The 16,249-nt window shown below is 71.1% G+C and carries 17 protein-coding genes and 1 riboswitch; of the genes, 1 reads left to right on the forward strand and 16 read right to left on the reverse strand.

The window, feature by feature from the left end; all coding sequences use genetic code 11:
* Window positions 1–49: 49 nt before the first annotated feature.
* The 11 genes from O7608_RS24425 to O7608_RS24475 form a co-directional block, all read right to left on the reverse strand.
* On the reverse strand, window positions 50–826 hold the full coding sequence (locus O7608_RS24425; protein WP_281555537.1) for a FadR/GntR family transcriptional regulator: 777 nt from the start codon (window positions 824–826) through the stop codon (window positions 50–52).
* Between the two features lie 94 nt (window positions 827–920).
* A complete protein-coding gene (locus O7608_RS24430; RefSeq protein WP_281554289.1) occupies window positions 921–1,847 on the reverse strand; it encodes a TIGR03564 family F420-dependent LLM class oxidoreductase in 927 nt (308 codons plus the stop codon).
* Window positions 1,848–1,855: 8 nt separating this feature from the next.
* A complete protein-coding gene (locus tag O7608_RS24435) occupies window positions 1,856–2,626 on the reverse strand; it encodes an enoyl-CoA hydratase/isomerase family protein (RefSeq protein ID WP_289206804.1) in 771 nt (256 codons plus the stop codon).
* Complete coding sequence (locus O7608_RS24440) at window positions 2,623–3,162, reverse strand: MaoC/PaaZ C-terminal domain-containing protein (RefSeq protein ID WP_281554287.1); 540 nt, start codon at window positions 3,160–3,162, stop codon at window positions 2,623–2,625. The genes O7608_RS24435 and O7608_RS24440 overlap by 4 nt, the downstream gene beginning before the upstream one ends.
* Window positions 3,159–3,980: an ABC transporter ATP-binding protein gene (locus O7608_RS24445; protein ID WP_281554286.1), complete on the reverse strand. Its 822-nt coding sequence runs from the start codon at window positions 3,978–3,980 to the stop codon at window positions 3,159–3,161. The genes O7608_RS24440 and O7608_RS24445 overlap by 4 nt, the downstream gene beginning before the upstream one ends.
* Entirely contained in the window at window positions 3,977–4,840 is an 864-nt protein-coding gene (locus O7608_RS24450) for an ABC transporter permease (RefSeq protein WP_289206805.1), read from the reverse strand. The genes O7608_RS24445 and O7608_RS24450 overlap by 4 nt, the downstream gene beginning before the upstream one ends.
* A 35-nt stretch (window positions 4,841–4,875) precedes the next feature.
* Window positions 4,876–5,910: an ABC transporter substrate-binding protein gene (locus tag O7608_RS24455; RefSeq protein ID WP_281554284.1), complete on the reverse strand. Its 1,035-nt coding sequence runs from the start codon at window positions 5,908–5,910 to the stop codon at window positions 4,876–4,878.
* Between the two features lie 250 nt (window positions 5,911–6,160).
* Window positions 6,161–7,696: a class I adenylate-forming enzyme family protein gene (locus O7608_RS24460; protein ID WP_289206806.1), complete on the reverse strand. Its 1,536-nt coding sequence runs from the start codon at window positions 7,694–7,696 to the stop codon at window positions 6,161–6,163.
* Complete coding sequence (locus tag O7608_RS24465; RefSeq protein ID WP_289206807.1) at window positions 7,693–8,109, reverse strand: MaoC family dehydratase; 417 nt, start codon at window positions 8,107–8,109, stop codon at window positions 7,693–7,695. Before O7608_RS24465 ends, O7608_RS24460 begins: the two co-directional genes overlap by 4 nt.
* Window positions 8,090–8,896 carry an enoyl-CoA hydratase/isomerase family protein gene (locus O7608_RS24470; protein ID WP_289206808.1) on the reverse strand — a complete coding sequence of 269 codons (807 nt, stop codon included), beginning with the start codon at window positions 8,894–8,896 and terminating at the stop codon, window positions 8,090–8,092. The genes O7608_RS24465 and O7608_RS24470 overlap by 20 nt, the downstream gene beginning before the upstream one ends.
* Window positions 8,893–9,840, reverse strand: coding sequence for a cupin domain-containing protein (locus tag O7608_RS24475; protein ID WP_289206809.1), 948 nt, complete (start codon window positions 9,838–9,840; stop codon window positions 8,893–8,895). Before O7608_RS24475 ends, O7608_RS24470 begins: the two co-directional genes overlap by 4 nt.
* Window positions 9,841–10,088: 248 nt before the next feature.
* Here O7608_RS24475 and O7608_RS24480 point away from each other — a divergent pair, with 248 nt between their 5' ends.
* The gene (locus O7608_RS24480) at window positions 10,089–11,363 is read left to right on the forward strand and encodes an MFS transporter (protein WP_289206810.1); all 1,275 of its coding nucleotides are present in this window, start codon (window positions 10,089–10,091) and stop codon (window positions 11,361–11,363) included.
* A gap of 11 nt (window positions 11,364–11,374) precedes the next feature.
* Here the strand turns inward: O7608_RS24480 and O7608_RS24485 are convergent, their stop codons facing one another.
* From O7608_RS24485 to O7608_RS24505, 5 genes are all read right to left on the reverse strand, one after another.
* Window positions 11,375–12,517 carry an NAD(P)H-dependent flavin oxidoreductase gene (locus O7608_RS24485; protein ID WP_289206811.1) on the reverse strand — a complete coding sequence of 381 codons (1,143 nt, stop codon included), beginning with the start codon at window positions 12,515–12,517 and terminating at the stop codon, window positions 11,375–11,377.
* Window positions 12,514–13,338 (reverse strand): aspartate/glutamate racemase family protein, encoded by an 825-nt coding sequence (locus O7608_RS24490; RefSeq protein WP_289206812.1) that lies wholly within the window; start codon window positions 13,336–13,338, stop codon window positions 12,514–12,516. The genes O7608_RS24485 and O7608_RS24490 overlap by 4 nt, the downstream gene beginning before the upstream one ends.
* Window positions 13,339–13,459: 121 nt before the next feature.
* On the reverse strand, window positions 13,460–14,764 hold the full coding sequence (locus tag O7608_RS24495; RefSeq protein WP_289206813.1) for an RNA polymerase sigma factor: 1,305 nt from the start codon (window positions 14,762–14,764) through the stop codon (window positions 13,460–13,462).
* 6 nt (window positions 14,765–14,770) lie between these two features.
* Complete coding sequence (locus O7608_RS24500; protein ID WP_289206814.1) at window positions 14,771–15,124, reverse strand: YciI family protein; 354 nt, start codon at window positions 15,122–15,124, stop codon at window positions 14,771–14,773.
* 75 nt (window positions 15,125–15,199) lie between these two features.
* Window positions 15,200–15,844, reverse strand: a complete 645-nt coding sequence (locus tag O7608_RS24505; protein ID WP_289206815.1) for a PadR family transcriptional regulator — start codon at window positions 15,842–15,844, stop codon at window positions 15,200–15,202.
* Between the two features lie 135 nt (window positions 15,845–15,979).
* Window positions 15,980–16,195: riboswitch (cobalamin riboswitch) on the forward strand.
* Window positions 16,196–16,249 lie beyond the last annotated feature (54 nt).

Raw genomic sequence — 16,249 nt, forward strand, 5'->3', positions numbered from 1 at the left:
CAGCAGGGCGTAGTTCCGAAACATCAGGTATTTAGTTGTGAGTTTGTCTTCAGTGTCCGTCGTACGCCCGGCGGACGGTACCCAGGTGGGCCCGCATCGCCGCCTGCGCACCCTCGACATCACCGGCCTCGACATAGCCGCAGATCTCGGTGTGTTCGGCGTCGATCTGGCTCCAGTACTCCGCGGGCATGTCGCGGTCGGCGGTCCGCGCCTGCAGCACCCGGAAGACCGGCTCGGCCATCACCCCGAGCAGCTGGTTACCGGTCGCCTCGACCAGCACCCCGTGGAAGGTCCGGTGCTCACGGAACTTGCGGCCGCGGGCCCGGGTCGACTTCTCCCGCTCCACCGCTTGACGCATCAGCACCAGATGTTCGTCGGCGCGGCGCAGCGCGGCCAGCCCGGCCGCCGGCACCTCCAGGCACTCCCGCGCCTCCAGCAGGTTGTCCAACGTGATGTCCCGGGCCCCGGACATCAGCCCGAAGCTCATCTCCAGATACTCGCTCACCTGGTCGAACTGCACCCGGGCCACGAAGGTGCCGCCGGTGGTTCCCCGGGTGGTGCGGATCAGATCCTTGGACGCCAGCACCCGCAACGCCTCCCGTACCGTGCTACGGCTGACCCCGAAGATCTCCGACAGCTCGACCTCGGTCGGCAACCGGTCCCCCGCGGTCAGCGACCCGTCCAGGATCCGCTCCCGCAACTGGTCGGCGACCTGCTGGTACGCGGGTTGGACCCGGGTCACCCCGAGCACCCCAGGATCCCGGCGGTGCCCCGGGATCGCCTTTTCCGACCGGCTCGCCGGCTCGTGCGTCACGTCCTTGGCCATGGTCACTTCGGCTCCGCATCCTTTCGGACCCGCACACCGGAGTGCGGATTCGTCGCGAACCACCACGGTAGGGCATGGCGGACGCCGATCCGCGTCACTGTCGGCCATCCCCGGTCGAACGGGTGGTCCCGGCCAGCTCGCCGATCAGCGCCCGCGTTGCCGCCCGTTCCTCCGGGGTGCCGTAGAACTGGGCCGCGAAGGTGCTCGCCCCGGCCCGCGCATAGCGGTCGATCTCGGCCCGCACCTCGTCTGCGTCACCGACGATCGCCATCTGGTTGGCCCGCTGTAAACCTTCGCGGTCCAGCATCGCCCGGTAGGACGGCTTGTCGTCGTACCAGCCGAGCACCGGGTCGATCGCCGCGCGGGCCCGGGTCGGGTCGTCGGTGACGCAGACCGCGGCGGTCACCACGATCTCGGGGGCCGGCCGACCAGCCGTCCGCGCGGCGGCGGTGATCGCCGGTACGGTCAGCTCGGTCAGCGTGCGCGGGCCGACCATCCAGGTGATCGTGCCGGCGGCAAGGGCACCGGTCAGCTCCAGCATCTTCGGGCCCAGCGCGGAGACCATCACCGCCGGTGCCGGCGGGTCGCCGCTGATCGTCAGGTCACCCCGGGCGGTGATCACCTCACCGGTGTAGCGGACCCGCTGGGTCAGCGCGCCGGTCAGCGCGGTCAGGTACTCGCGCATGTAGCGCGCCGGCCGCTCGTAGGACATCCCCCAGCAGGGCTCGACCACCTGCGGGTGCGACGGCCCGACGCCGAGCACCAACCGGCCGCCGAGCAGCATGTTGGTGGTGAGCGCCTGCTGGGCCAGGGCCATCGGGTGACGCGGGTAGACCGGCACCACGGCGGTGCCGATCCGCAGCCGGCTCAGCTGCCGACCGTACGCGCCGATCACGGTCAGCGTGTCGTGCCCGAAGCCCTGCGTCAGCCAGTAGCTGGCGATCCCGTCGGCGTCGGCGGCCCGCAGGTCACGCTCGAGGTCGTCGAGCCGTTCGATGTGGCTGAAGATCCCGTAGTCCATCGTGCCCCTCAGTGCCGGAATTCCCGCATGGACTCGCCGCGCCGGGCGGTCGAGGCGTCGGAGCGGGCCAGCATCGCCAACCCGAACCCCTCGGCCGCGGACCGCTGCGCCTGCACCGCCGTCCACACCGTCTCCACCGTGGTGGTCAGCACGTCGAGCGGATGCTGGGCGATCTCGGTGGCGATGGCCAACGCCCGGTCCACCAGATCGGCGGGAGCGGTCACCTCGGTCACCAGACCGAGCTCCAGCGCCCGGCGGGCGTCGATGCGGTACGCGCGCCCGGTCAGCACCATCCGCATCAGCTCGCCGAGCGGCAGCCGCCCCAGCGCGCCGACCGCCTCGACCGGGTTGGCCAGGCCCACGTCGTGGTGGGTGTCGAAGAAGGTCGCCGTCTCGGTGCAGAGCACCACGTCGGCGTCGTTGACGAAGTGCCAACCACCGGCGCAGCAGTGCCCGTTGACCGCCGTCACCACCGGCTTGTAGACGCCCAGGTCGCGGGCGGTCAACGCGACCCGGCCGGCGTGGTCCAGCGACGGACTGGTGACCCCGGCGTCGAGGGTGTCGTCGACGTCGAAGCCGGTGCAGAAGCCGCGCTCGCCGGCTCCGGTCAGCACGGCGACGTGCAGGCCGTCGTCGGCACCGAACCAGCGCCAGGTACGCCGCAGTTCGTCGACCATCACCCGGTCGTAGGCGTTGAGCCGGTGCGGCCGGTCCAGGGTGACCAGCAGCACCCGCCCGTGCCGGGTCAGCGTGAGGGTGCTGGTCGACGGCGGTTTCACGGCTGCTCCGGGTTTGCCGCGCCGACGCCCGGCGCAGAATCGGACTCGGACTCCGGCTCGGGCTCGGGCAGTGGGCGCAGCAGGTAGGAACGCGTCATCCGCAGGACGGTCTCGTCCCGCTGGTTGCGTACGTCGTCGTGCACCACGCCCACGTACATCCGCCCGCCCGGGGTCGGCTCCAACCGCGTCACCTCGATACGCACGCGTAGCGTGTCACCGGCGGACACCGGCCCGGTGTAACGGATCTCGTCGATGCCGAGCGCGGCGTGGCAGTCCAGGCCGGCGGCGTACCAGGCGGCGTACATGGTGGTCGAGGTGAGCCCGGCGGCGAGCGCGATCAGGCACGGCCCGCCCAGGATCGGCCGGCCGAACCCGGTGCCGCGCATGTACTCGGCGTCGGTGTGCAGCGGGCCGTTCTCCCAGGAGACGTTGACGATCGCGGCGAAGTCTCCGTCGGTCAGCGTCCGGGCCGGGGTGAGCAGCACCGCCCCGGCCGCGAACGCGGTCGGCAGCCGGGGTCGCAGCGCGCCGGTCACGACGCACCCGGCCCGGCGAGTCGGGTGTGTGCCTCGTCGACGACGAGACCACCGTCGTCGGTGGCGGTCATCGTCGAGATGATCTCGTGGGTGAGTTCGCGGCTGACGTCGAACAGCCGGGGATCGTCGTAGCTGCGCGGCAACGGCACCTCGACGTCGACCACCCGGCGTACGGTCGACGGCCGGTTGGACATCAGCACCACCCGGTCGGAGAGCACCGCGGCCTCGAACACGTTGTGGGTGACGAAGACGAACGCCTTGCCCGCCGTCTGGGTACGCAGTTCCAGCAGCAGCTGACGCAGGCTGCGGGCGGTGAACTCGTCCAGCCCGCTGAACGGCTCGTCCATCAGCATCACCGGCGCGTCCAGCACGAACGCCCGGGCTAGCGCGGTGCGCTGCTGCATGCCGCCGGAGATCTGGTGCGGATAGTGGTTCTCGAAGCCGGCCAGTCCGACCCGACGCAGCACCGGCATCACCCGGTCGGACCACTGCGCCCGGTCCACCCCGGTCGCCTTCAGGGCGAACTCGACGTTCTGCCGGACTGTCTTCCAGGGCAGCAGCCGCGGCTCCTGGAACACGTAGCTGAACTGCACCCCCGGTGCCCCGCTGCGGATCTCGGCTGTGCCGGTGAAGTCGGTGTCCAGCCCGCTGAGCATGTTCAACACGGTCGACTTGCCACAACCGGACGGTCCGACCAGCGCGACGAACTCGCCGTCGGCAATCTCCAGGTTCATCCGCTCGATGACCGTGATGAAGCCGTTGCGGGTGTGGAAGCCCTTGACCAGGTCGGATATGACGATCCGGGCGTCGGCGCTCATCGGGCCCCCTCCGGACGCCAGCGGAACAGCTTGGCCTCGATCGGTTTGAACACCGCCAACTCCAGCACCACCATCAGGATCGAGAAGAACAGCGTGAGTGCGAAGACCTGTTCCATCCGGAAGAGCTGGAACCAGTAGTTGAGCCGGTAGCCGATGCCGTCGGTGCGGCCGAGCAGCTCGGCGAGGACGACGACCTTCCACACGATGCCGAACCCGAACCGGGCCGAGGCCATCACCGCCGGCAGCACCTGGGGCAGGGTCACCTCCCGGGTACGCAGGCCCCGCGACGCACCGAGAGTGCGGGCCATCTGGCCGAGCCGGGGGTCGATCGCCTTGACCCCGGACCACATGTTGATCGCGATGATCGGAAAGGACGTCAGGGTGATCGCCACGACGGTGGCGGTGTCGTTGAGGCCGAACATGATGAACGCGACGATCACCCAGCAGAGGCTGGGGATGGTCTGGCCGACGGCGATCCAGATGTCCAGCAGCCCTTCGGCGATCCGGGACAGCCCCATCACCAGACCGACCAGCACACCGAGCACCATGGAGGCGGCGAAGCCGATCAGGATCCGGACCATGGTGACCTGCAGGTCGGTCCAGAAGACCGTCTCCTGCACGCTGGTCACCAACGCCGACGCGGTGGTCCACGGGGTCGGCAGGATCCGCTCACCGACGGCCAGTGAACCCAGCCACCAGATGACGATCAGCATGAACACGGAGGCGATCCGCAGCGAGACGCCGTGCCGCAGGAAGCGGTGGGCACCACCGCGCCCACCGCCACCGCGGCCACCCGCCGCGCCACGATCCGCCGCTCCGGCCGTCGCGAGCGCCGGCTGGGTGGTTTCGGACAGGGTCATCGTGCGTCTCCTCGCGAGGCGGGGGGTGGTCGACGTCAGACGAACAGCCCGTCGGGCACCTCGGGCAGGAACTCCGGCTCACCGTTGTCGCTCAGGAAGGTGAGCAGCTCGGCGGCCTGCTGCTTCTCCTGCTCGCCCCACTGCTCGACGAGCCGGCCGCGCTGGTTCTCCCAGATGACGTCGAGCACTGCCTGGTCGTCGATCTCGTACAACTCCCGCAGGGCGCTGTCCCACAGCGACTGGTCGCCGTTGAACCGGGTCTGGTACTCGAGGTTCACGTCGACGAAGGCCTGCACGGCCTCCTGGTTGGCGTCGATGAAGTCGGTGGCGAAGTCCCAGCCGGCGGTGAACGCCTGCAGCCCGGTGGCCTCCTCCAGCAGCACGCCGAGGTCGCCCAGCGACCGGTACTCGCCGCTGACCACCCGGTCCGCACCGGCCGGGTCGATCACCAGTGCCATGTCCACGTCGCCCTGGCCGAGCAGTTCGGCCATCAGGTTCGGGGCGCCGTACTGCACCTCGCAGTCGGTGGTGGGGTTGAAGCCGTGGTATTCGCGGCAGAGTGCGAAGAACTGGTTGGTGGAGGAACCGATCGCACTGCCGAACAGACCAAGCTTGCGCCCACGCAGGTCACCGAGGGACTGGATGTCGCTGTCGGCGCGCACCAGGATGCCGTTGGTGGTGCGCTGCAGCGCGCAGACGACCTTGCGGTCGACGCCGGTGGCGACCAGGTTGGCGGTGGACGGGATGCCGCCGAGGCCACCGTCGACCTCGTTGGCCCGGTACGCGGTGTAGACGGCGGCCGCCTCGGCGTACTCCTCGTACTGGATGTCGAGGCCGGCGGCCTCGAAGGCACCGTCGGACATGGCGAGCTTGAACGCGGCGAGCGCCGAGGCCGGTAGTCCGGCGAGTCGGATCGTGGTGAGGTCGCCGTCGGCGGCGCCGGTGGAACCGGAGTCGGAGTCGTCGCTGCCGCAGGCGGTCAGCAGTACGCCGCCCATGAACGCGCCGCCGAGACCGGCGAGCACGGAGCGACGGGAGAGGGCGACACCGGAACTATTGAAGTGGGACACGATGGCCTCCTGATCACGAAGTCCGTGCGGTCGACAGGTGAGCCGCGAGCCGCATCGGGACCTTGGTGCGGATGACACTAACGGCCTCTGACCAGCCAGTCCACTAAAAGTCAGAGTTTTACCGTACTGACACAATCTCCACCGCTGGCAGCAGCGCAACAAGCGGGCAGCGCCGCGTTTCAATACGGGTACAGCGACGAAAACCGTCCCACCCACATTGGTCAGACATTGGAAGAGAAGGCGCCTACAATCAACCCTTACCAGGTTGACTGACGTACTCGTCGCGGATCGTCCGCTTGAGGATCTTCCCGCTCGGGTTGCGCGGCAACTGGTCGACCACGTGCCATTCCCGGGGAACCTTGTACCGCGCCACGTGCTCCCGTACGTAGCCATCCAGCGTGGAGACGTCGATCTGCTGGCCGGCACGGCTCACCACGAACGCGGCGATCCGCTCGCCGTACACCTCGTCCGGAACGCCGACCACCGCGACCTCGTCCACCGGCCCGTGCCGCGCGATGACCTCCTCGATCTCGCGGGGGAAGATGTTCACCCCACCCGCGATGATCATGTCCTTCTTCCGGTCGACGATCGAGATGAAGCCTTCCTCGTCACGGACCGCGATGTCGCCGACCGAGAAGAAGCCGTCGGCGTCGTACCCGGCCCGGGTCGCCTCCTCGTCGTTGAGATAGCCGGTCAGCAGCAGCGGCGAACGCGCGTACAGCTCGCCGGGCTCACCCGGGCCGACCTGCGCCCCGTCCTCGTCGACCAGCCGTACCTCGTTCCAGAACCACGGATGACCCACGCTGCCCGCCCGGTCCAGCGCGAACTCCGGCCGCAGGTTGGTCACGATCGAGCACTCCGTCGACCCGTAGAGCTCGTGCACCTCCACGCCGGGAAACGCCTCGATCACCCACTCCTTGAGCGCGACCGGCAACGCGGCGGCGTTGAAGTAGAGGGTCTTCAGCGCCGACAGGTCGTAGCGGGCCGCCGGCTCCGGACAGAACCGGCGGATGTGCTGGGCGTGGGTGGGCACCAGGAAGACCGTCTCCGCCCGGCTGCTCACCATCAGGTCGAGCAGCCGCTGCGGATCCCAGCTCGGCAGTACCGTGCAGGAGCCGCCGAGCATCGGTGCCGCGTACGCGAACTCGAAGCCGGCGCCGTGGTACATCGGCGCCACCGCGATCGTGCTGCGGTTCGGGCCCAGCCCGTAGTCCAGCCCCACCCCGAACGCGGTCAGCACCCGACCCCGGTGGGTGAGCAGCACGCCCTTGGGTCGCCCGGTGGTGCCGGAGGTGTACGTGACGCAGAACGGGTCCAGTTCGTCGACCGGCACCTGCGGGTCGACCGCCCGCCCACCGTCGAGGAACCTCCCGTAGTGCTCGCCCACCCCGCCGTCGAAGCTGAGCACCAGCCGCAGGCCGTCGAGCAGCCCGTCGACCCGGTCGGCGAGGTCGTCGGCGACGATGATCCCCTGGGCGGCCGAGTGGGCCAGGATGTACGCGTTGTCGGTCACGTTGTTGCGCGGGTTCAACGGCACCGTCGGGATGCCGGCCTTGGCCATCGCCGCGGAGATCTCGAAGTACTCGTACCGGTTGTTGCTCAGCACCGCGATCCGCTCGCCGGGGGCCAGCCCCCGGGCGAGGGTGGCACTGGCCAGTTGACTGGACCGCTGGTGCAGGGCGCCGAAGGTGACCTCGCGGTCGCCGTCGACCACCGCGACCCGGCGCGGCGTGGCGCGGCCGAACTCCCGGATCCCGGCCGCCATGTTGAGCTGCACACCCGTCACCGTGGGTCCGCCTTTCCCGATTCGTTCATCAGCATGACGGCCTCGGCCTCGGCGAGCAGTGCCCCGTCGGCGTCGACGGCGGTCCACCGCAGCTCGGCCACGACCTTGCCACTGGAGGTGCTCCGGCTGGCAAGGCGCTCGATCCGCACCCGCAGCGTGGTGCCGGCCCGGACCAGCCGATGGAACCGCATCCGGCGCAGCTCCAGCAGCGCGATCGCGTCGTCGAGCTGCCCGGACTGCTCGGCCAGGCCGCCCATCAGCAGCAGCACCGCCTGGCCGGGCAGCGGCGGGCCACCGTCCCTGCCCGGGTCGGGCGGGTTGAACAGCGGATGCGTGTAGCCGCCCCGACCGATCAGGGTGTCGACCAGCTCCGCGGTGACGGTGACCGACGGTTCAGCCGAGGTCGCGGACATCGACGTCCCCCCAGACCGGCTCGCGCTTGTCGACGAACGCCCGATAGCCCTCGGCCACCTCGGGCACCTCCTCGTGCAGCCGGGAGAACATCTCGCGCTCGTAGCGCAGGCCCTCCTCCAGCGTCATCGTGTGCACCGAGTTGAGCAGCCGCTTGGTGATCGCCATCGCCGGTCGGGACCGGCCGCGCAGCGACGACAGCAGTTTGCCGACCTCGTCGTCGAGCTGCGCCCGTGGTGCGCTGGCCAGCGCGACCCCCCACTGCACCAGCTCCGGCCCGCGCAGCCACAGCGGGGTGAGCATCAGCGCCTTGGCCCGCTGGTCGCCGAGCTTGCGCGGAGCACGCTGGCTGGAGCCGGCCCCGGGCGGCATGCCGAACTCCAGGTGGATGTCGCCCACCTTCGCCTCGTCGGCGGCGATCACGAAATCACAGGCCAGGATCAACTCGAAGCCACCGGCGCGGGCGAGGCCGTTGACCCGGGCGACGACCGGTACGCCGAGCCGCTCGATCCGACGCAGTACCGCGTGGTACGAGCGCAGGAACGGCAGGAAGATCCGCTGTGGATCGGCGAAGCAGGATTCCAGGAAGTCGATGTCCATGCCGACGCTGAACGCCCGGTCCCCCACTCCGGTGATCACCACGGCCCGCAGGGTGTGATCGACCTCGGCGGCGGCCAGGGCGGCGTCCAGTCCGGCGATCGCCGCCGGCGTCAGGCTGTTCATCGTCTCCGGGCCGTCGAGGACGATCGTCATCACCTGGTCGTCGGTGGCGTACCGTACGTCGGTCACGTCGTCGTCTCCCCCACCTTGACGAACAGTTCGACGTCGGTGTCGGCGACGAACGCGGGTGCCGGCACCCCGGCCGGTACGTGCACCAGCGAGCAGGCGGTCAGGGTCCGCCCGGCGACCGTCGCCGTCCCGCCGGTGGTGACGAAGAACCGTTCCCGGTCGACCGGCCGCGGCGTGCCGGTGTAGCCGGCCGGCAACCGGACCAACGCGCTGCATGCCCCGGTGGCCACGTTGCGGCTCAGCGGCTTGCCGACCGGCACGGTCGGCGACGCGACGCCCGCCGGGCCGACCTCCGGGACCGCCGGCGTCACCGGCCCGGCCGTCACCGGCAGACCGAGTACGCCGGGGTCGAGGCCCGACCATCGGGCGTCGATCGGTGCCCAGGGCAGGTGCCGCGACTCGACCCGGCGCAGGTACCCGCGCGGTCCGACGCCGTCGGCGTGCGCGCCGGTCCCGCCAGCCGCGCCGGTCCCGCCAGCCACGGCGATGGCCTGCTCCCCGGCCTGGTGGTCCGGGCAGACCACCCGGGTCACCCGGTCGCTGCCCTCGCTGGCGACCGCACCCTCCATGCAGAGGATGTTCTCGAATCCCTCGTCGCTCCAGGCCTTGTGCACCCAGCCCGGCGGACGCCAGAAGTAGTCCCCGGCGATCAGCCGGCCTTCGGCGCTGAGTTCGGCGGCACCGTCGAGGAAGTACGCCTCCTCGACGCTGTCGTGGTACGCCTCGCTGAGGTCGCGGTAGCCGGCGACGGCCCGGACGTGATCGATCCGCCGGGTGCTGTCGCGGTCCAGCCACAACGACCGCATCCAGTACCGGGACAGCAGTTCACGCACCTGGTCGGGGTCGCCGCCGAAGTTGTCGCGGAAGGCGGGCTCCATCGAGTCGTACACCTGCTCGCCGTTGACCCACGGCACGTCCTCGGCGTCGACGATCGTGACTGTCATCCGGGTACCTCCACCTCCCGCCGCCACCGGCGGGTGCGCCCACGGTCTCAAACTAATATGTCTGACGTTAAGCGGAACGATATCGGCGACCAGCGTCCGGAGCCGGCTCTGTTTCCACTTGGTAAACCGGGAACTGCCAGCAAAGAGGCACTTCCTGACCACACTCTGCCGGCGGGAGACCCGGTCTGGCAAGACCTTGACAGCCGCCATCCCTATTCATCAGACTTTTGCCCGGAAGGCGGTGGCCGGTGTCGACCTCTCCGCTGGAGGAACCCTTACGGCGCGGCGACGCGACCGACAGCCCGGTCATCGGCGACCGGCGAGCGCCGACGACCGGATCGGCGTACCCGCCATCGGCGCGGATGGCCGCCGCCTCCGGCGCGCTGATCCTCGTCGCCGTACTGGGCAGCTTCGCCGCCTCGCCGCTGTTCGCGATCTACGCCGACCGCTGGGCGCTGACCCCGGCGCAGGTCGCCGTGGCGTTCGCCGGCTATCCCGTCGGGGTGATCCTGGTCGTCACGCTGCTCGGCGGCCTGTCCGACCTGATCGGCCGGCGGGCGGCGATGTTCGGCGGCGTCGCACTGGTGCTGGCGGCGTGCCTGGTGACCGCCACCGCGACGTCGCTGCCGGCGCTGGTCGCCGGGCGGATCGTGCAGGGGATGGCGACCGGCATGGTCAGCGCCACCACCGCCGCCGCGCTGTTGGACTTCCACCCTCGGGGCACCCGGGCGGGCACCCTGACCCATTCGGTCTGCACCACTCTCGGCATGGGGCTCGCACCGCTGATGTCCGGGCTGCTCGCCGACCACACCCGGTACCCGCTGGTGCTGCCGTTCGTCGTCATCGGCGCGGCCGCCCTGGTGCCGCTGACCCTGCTGGTCCGCACGCCGCCCGACCGCCGGACGACGCAGCGGGTCCGACTGGTCCGCGCGGTCCGGGTCCCCCGCGACATCCTGCTGCCGTTCAGCATCGCCGCCTGCTCGCTGATGACCCTCAACGGCTGCATGGCGCTGTTCGGAACCTTCGGCTCCCGGATCCTCGCCGAAGGCGCCGGCGTCACCGCCGCCGGTGGCGCCGGCGGACTGCTCACCCTGCTGATCGGCATGACCCTGCTGTCCCAGGTGCTGCTGAACCGGCTCGACGCGACCCGGTCGCTCTGCTTCGGCGTCGTGGCGATCACCGCCGGCGCGGGGGCCACCGCGCTCGCCCTGCACCTGGGCAGCCCGGCCGTCACCGTCACCGGGGCCGTACTGATCGGCTTCGGTGGCGGGCTGACGCTGCTCGGCGCCACCAGGCTGATCGGCGAGTCGGCACCGATCCACCGGCGGGCGGAGATCTTCGCGGCGTGGATGGTGGCCGCCTTCGCCACGCTCGGCGGCAGCTCACTGCTCAGTGGCGTCGCGTTGACCGGCGCCTCGCTGCCGGCGGTGCTGACCGTCGCGACCGGCGTCATCGCCCTGCTCTGCGCGTACACGCTGGTCGCCGCCACGGTCCACGGCCGACGCCGGCGCGCACGGCGCTGAGCCCCGGCCCGTCAGTCGCTGGCGCGAGCGGGGTCGTCGCTGGCATCGTCGTCGGCCAGGGCGGTGAGGTCGCCGACCGCGTCGGCCATGCCGGTCCGCAGGTCGTCCAGCACACTGGCGACGGAACGCACCCGGTCCACCAGGCCGACCGCCTGACCCGCCGCCGAACCCATCACCGGCGTGACCTGGTGCTCGAACGAGCTGACCACGGCGTCGCGGGCCAGCAGTTGCTGCACTGGGGAGGCCAGTGGCGCCGGGGCGTCCGGTTGCCGCCAGGCCCGGGTCCACGCGGTGCTCAGCTGCCGGGTCGGCTTGCCGGTGTACGACGTCGTCTTCGCGGTGTCGGTGGCCGCCGCCGTCACGATCTTGTCCTTGACGACCGGGTCGAGGTCGCTCTCGGCGGTGGCGAGCCAGATCGATCCCGTCCACACCGCCTGGGCGCCCAGTGCCAGCGCGGCGACCACCTGGCGGCCGGTGGCGATGCCGCCGGCGGCGACGACCGGCACCTCACCGGCGGCGGCCACCACCTGCGGCACCAGCACCATCGAGGTGATCTCTCCGGTGTGCCCGGCCGCCTCGTAGCCCTGGGCGACGATCACGTCGACGCCGGCGGCCAGTTGGTGCCGTACGTGTCGTGGGTCGCCGACCAGGCCGGCGACCAGCATGTCGAGTTTCGTCGCGGCGGCCCGCACCGGGGCGGGCGGCGGCCCGAGCGCGCTGGCCACCAGCCGCACCGGGTGGGCCCGTACGACCTCCCACAGCGCGTACGCGTTCGCATGGGTCATCAGGTGGTCGATCTCGGTCGGCATCCCGCCGAGCCGGGTCCGGCCAGGTTCACTGCGGCGCAGCGGAATACCGAGTCGGGTCCGCAACCCGGCAACGAAGTCCTGGTGCCCGGCCGGGATCTGGGCGAGCAGGTCGGTCGGGTCGTCACCGGCGGACCTGGCGGGAAAGAGCAGGTCGACACCGTACGGGGAACGTCCGCACTCGCGGTCGAGCCAGGCGAGATCCTGCTCGAGGTCGTCCGGGGACATCGAGGCCGCGCCGAGCACCCCGAGCCCACCGCCCCGGCTGACCGCCGCCACCACGTCGCGGCAGTGGCTGAAGGCGATCACCGGCAGGCCGATGCCGACCCGTCGACACAGCGGGGTCACGACGACGTGCCCAGGGTCACCGCGCAGACCTCGCAGCCGTCGTCGTCGACGGTGCAATTCGAGCCCGGCTGCACCGCGACACCCAGGTAGGCGTCGACCAGCGCGCTGACCGCGCCGAGCCGGCCGGTCGGCGGCACCGGTCGGGTCGCGGCGAGGGCCGCGGCGTGCCCGGCTGCCAGTCCGACGACCGACGGGTCGACGATCTCGATGCCGACCCGGCCGGCCACCTCGGCGGTCACCGGGGTCATGCAGGTGCAGCCGAAGAAGATCAGGTCGGTGCCGTCCCGGTCGGCGGCCCGCAGGCACGCGGCGGAGATGGCGTCGACGACGACGGTCTCGCCCCGGGCCATCCGTGCCTTGACCCCGGCGTCGGTGCCGACCCGGTCCAGTTCCGTCTCGTCGGACAGGTAGTGCACCCCGGCGGCGAGGGCACCACCGGCGCACCTGCTCAGCCGCTCGGCGTAGAGGTAGTCCATCGAGGCGGGCCAGACGGTGACGATGCTGAACCGCCGACCGAGCCGGGCCGCCCAGGCCAGGGACGCCTCGCCGGCACCGACGATCGGCACCGAAGTGGCGGCGCGCAGCCGGTCCACGCCGTAGTCGCCGAACGTGTCGATGTAGACGGCGTCGCAGCCGGCGGCGATCGCAGCCTCGGCGACGTCGACCGTGCCGACCTCGGTGAGCAGGTGCTCGTACGGGGTACGGGCGAACCGGCGCAGCCGTGGATCGACGAGTTCGGTGACGAGGCCGGGTGGATCGGGCAGCACCGGGGCCCGCTTCGCGTCGGAGTTGATGACCGCCAGCCGTCGCAGCTCACTCATGTCGACCTCCCGCCAAAAGTCTGACTTATCAAGGTCGGCAGTGTCAACGACTGCGTCTACCTCGACTTCTAGCTGGATTTATGCTTGGGAGCAAAAAGTCGGATCTCTAACGAACGGGAGATCAGCCGGTCTCGGCGGCCATGGCCTCGACGGCGGCGAGCCGGCGGCGCAGATGGTCGCGGTCCGGTTCGCTGCCGGCCAGCTGCAACGCCTGCCGGTAGGCGCCCGCCGCGTCGGCGTGCCGGCCGAGCCGGTGCAGCAGGTCGGCCCGCGACGCCGGATAGAGGTGGTAGGTGCGCAGCCTCGGATCCCCGACGAGCTCGTCGAGCAGCACCAGGCCGGCGGCCGGGCCGTCGCGCATGGCGACCGCCACCGCCCGGTTCAACGCCACCACCGGCGAGGGCGCGACCCGCATCAGTACGTCGTAGAGGGCGACGATCTGCGGCCAGTCGGTGCCGGCGAGGTCGGGTGCCTCGTCGTGCAGGGCGGCGATCGCGGCCTGCAACCCGTACGGACCGGGTGGGCCGCCGGTCAACGCCACCCGGGCCAGGGCACACCCTTCGTCGATCATCGGTCGGTCCCACCGGTCGCGGTCCTGCTCGTCGAGCAGGACGACGGCCCCGTCCGGGCCGGTCCGGGCGTGCCGGCGGGCGTGCACCAGCAGCAGCAACGCCAGCAGTCCGGCCACCTCCCGTTGCGCGGGCAGCAGCCGCCGCAGGATGCGGGCCAGCCGGATGGCCTCCTCGGCCAGGTCCAGTCGTTGCAGGTCCGGGCCGGAACTGGCCGCGTACCCCTCGGTGAAGATCGAGTACACCGCCTGCAGGACGCCGGGAAGGCGCTGCGGCAGCTCGTCGACGCCGGGAACCCGGAACGGGATACGGGCGTCGCGGATCTTCCGTTTCGTCCGGACGATCCGCTGGGCCATGGTCGCCTCCGGCACCAGGAAGGCCCGGGCCACCTCGGCGGTGGTCAGCCCGGCCAGGCAGCGGAGGGTCAGCGCCACCCGGTCCTGCGCGGTCAGCGCCGGGTGGGCGCAGGTGAAGAAGAGCGCCAGGCGGTCGTCTGGCAACTCCTGGTCGCCGTCGGCCGCCGGCGCCGGATCGGCCCGGTCCGCCTCGGCCTGCAGGACGGCCAGCCGTAGTGCCAGGTTGCGGTCGCGCCGGATCCGGTCGACCGCCCGGCGCCGGGCGGTGGTCAGCAGCCAGGCGCCGGGTCGGGTCGGTACGCCGGAGACCGGCCAGTGCCGCAGGGCCGCCTCGACTGCCTCGGCGGCGACCTCCTCGGCCAGGTGCAGGTCACCGAAGCGGCGTACCAGGGTGGCGAGCAGCCGGCCGTGCTCCTCCCGGAACACGGCCTCCACCGAGGTCCGCACCGCGGCGACGGCTTCCTCGTCGCCATGGTGCTCCCGCCGCCCGTCGGTGACCATCCGCGCTCACATCCCGAAGTCGGCGACCGGCCGCACCTGCACGGACCCGCCGTCGCGGGCACCGGGCGAGCGGGCCGCCCAGTCCAGGGCGACGTCGAGGTCCGGCACGTCGATGATGTCGTACCCGCCGAGCACCTCGCGGGCTTCGGCGAACGGCCCGTCGGTGACGACCCGTTGCCCGTCGGGGTCGACCTTCACCGACGTGCAGGTGGTCAGGTCGGCCAGGGCGTTGCCGCTGACCCAGATCCCGGCGTCCTTCATCTCCTTGTCGTACGCCATCCAGTCCTCGACCGTGCACTGCGGCACGGTCGGCTCGGGGGCGTCGGTGGGCGCGCTGACGAACAGCAGCATGTACTTCATGGTTCTCCTCGCTGAGGCGTACGTCGCCATCTGCGGTAACGACGATCGGCGACCGGCCGGATCGACACCACCACCTCAACCGTCTTGAGACCGACCCGGGCCGGCGTCGTCGGTTTCGGCGAGGATGCCGTAGAGCTTGCGGCGGGTCTCGTCGAGCACCCGGACCGCCCGCTCGCGCTGCTCCGCGTTGCCGTTCATCAGCACGTGCCGCAGCACCTGCATCGTCTGCATCCCGGACTCGCGCACATCGTGCCAGCTGTCGACGGTCTCCGGGGCGAGCTCGGTCCACGGGGCGGCCTGCGCCGCCTGCTCGGCCTCGGGCCGACCGGCGTCGGTGAGCGCGTAGCGCTTGCGTCCGCCGCCGGCGCCTTCGGCAGTGCCGACGATCAGGCCCTCGTCCTCGAGTAGTTGCAGGGTGGGATAGATGGAGCCGGGGCTGGGGCGCCAGGCGCCCCCGGTGCGGGAGTCCAGTTCCTGGATCATCTCGTAGCCGTGCATCGGCCCGTCGACGAGCAGGGCCAGCACCGCGGCCCGCACGTTGGGTCGCCGCCGCCGACCGCCACCTCGGCCACCGCCGCCCATGCCCCGGCCACCGAACGGGCCGCCGGGCCCGAATGGCCCGCCCGGTCCGCCGGGTCCACCGAAGCCGGGCCCGAAGGGTGGGAACCCGGCGCCGCGCAGGAAGGCCCCTGGGCCACCCCGTGATCTGTCGCGTCTCATGTAAACCTCCACTGAAGGATCGTTGATACGTTCACGATATATCGGGAAGCTGTCGGCGACAACCCGGAGTGCCAAGTGAAATACGCGACACCCCGACACGACATGTAGGTGCCTACCGCGAAGCCACCCACCAGATATAGTCCCGGACGCAACTGGTTCGGCCGGGCAGCCAGCCCGGCCGAGGCAACAGGGAACCCGGCGCGAATCCGGGACTGCCCCGCAGCGGTGAGTGGGAACGACCGCCGTCGAGCACACTGGGCCACCCCGGCCTGGGAAGTGACGGCCAGTAGGTGACCGGCATGTCCGGTCCGGCCCACAAGTCCGAAGACCTGCCGTTGTGCCGGATACGCCGAACGCGTACCCGGTGGTCCGATCGCCGCGCGGGACGGCCGACGGCTGCGACGC

This window comes from Solwaraspora sp. WMMA2056 (assembly GCF_030345095.1).
Taxonomy (GTDB): Bacteria; Actinomycetota; Actinomycetes; order Mycobacteriales; family Micromonosporaceae; genus Micromonospora_E.

Coding starts and splice junctions, on each gene's coding strand:
- O7608_RS24425 (WP_281555537.1), bottom strand. CDS start 826: ATGGCCAAGGACGTGACGCACGAGCCGGCGAGCCGGTCGGAAAAGGCG.
- O7608_RS24430 (WP_281554289.1), bottom strand. CDS start 1,847: ATGGACTACGGGATCTTCAGCCACATCGAACGGCTCGACGACCTCGAG.
- O7608_RS24445 (WP_281554286.1), bottom strand. CDS start 3,980: ATGAGCGCCGACGCCCGGATCGTCATATCCGACCTGGTCAAGGGCTTC.
- O7608_RS24450 (WP_289206805.1), bottom strand. CDS start 4,840: ATGACCCTGTCCGAAACCACCCAGCCGGCGCTCGCGACGGCCGGAGCG.
- O7608_RS24465 (WP_289206807.1), bottom strand. CDS start 8,109: ATGTCCGCGACCTCGGCTGAACCGTCGGTCACCGTCACCGCGGAGCTG.
- O7608_RS24475 (WP_289206809.1), bottom strand. CDS start 9,840: ATGACAGTCACGATCGTCGACGCCGAGGACGTGCCGTGGGTCAACGGC.
- O7608_RS24490 (WP_289206812.1), bottom strand. CDS start 13,338: ATGAGTGAGCTGCGACGGCTGGCGGTCATCAACTCCGACGCGAAGCGG.
- O7608_RS24495 (WP_289206813.1), bottom strand. CDS start 14,764: ATGGTCACCGACGGGCGGCGGGAGCACCATGGCGACGAGGAAGCCGTC.
- O7608_RS24500 (WP_289206814.1), bottom strand. CDS start 15,124: ATGAAGTACATGCTGCTGTTCGTCAGCGCGCCCACCGACGCCCCCGAG.
- O7608_RS24505 (WP_289206815.1), bottom strand. CDS start 15,844: ATGAGACGCGACAGATCACGGGGTGGCCCAGGGGCCTTCCTGCGCGGC.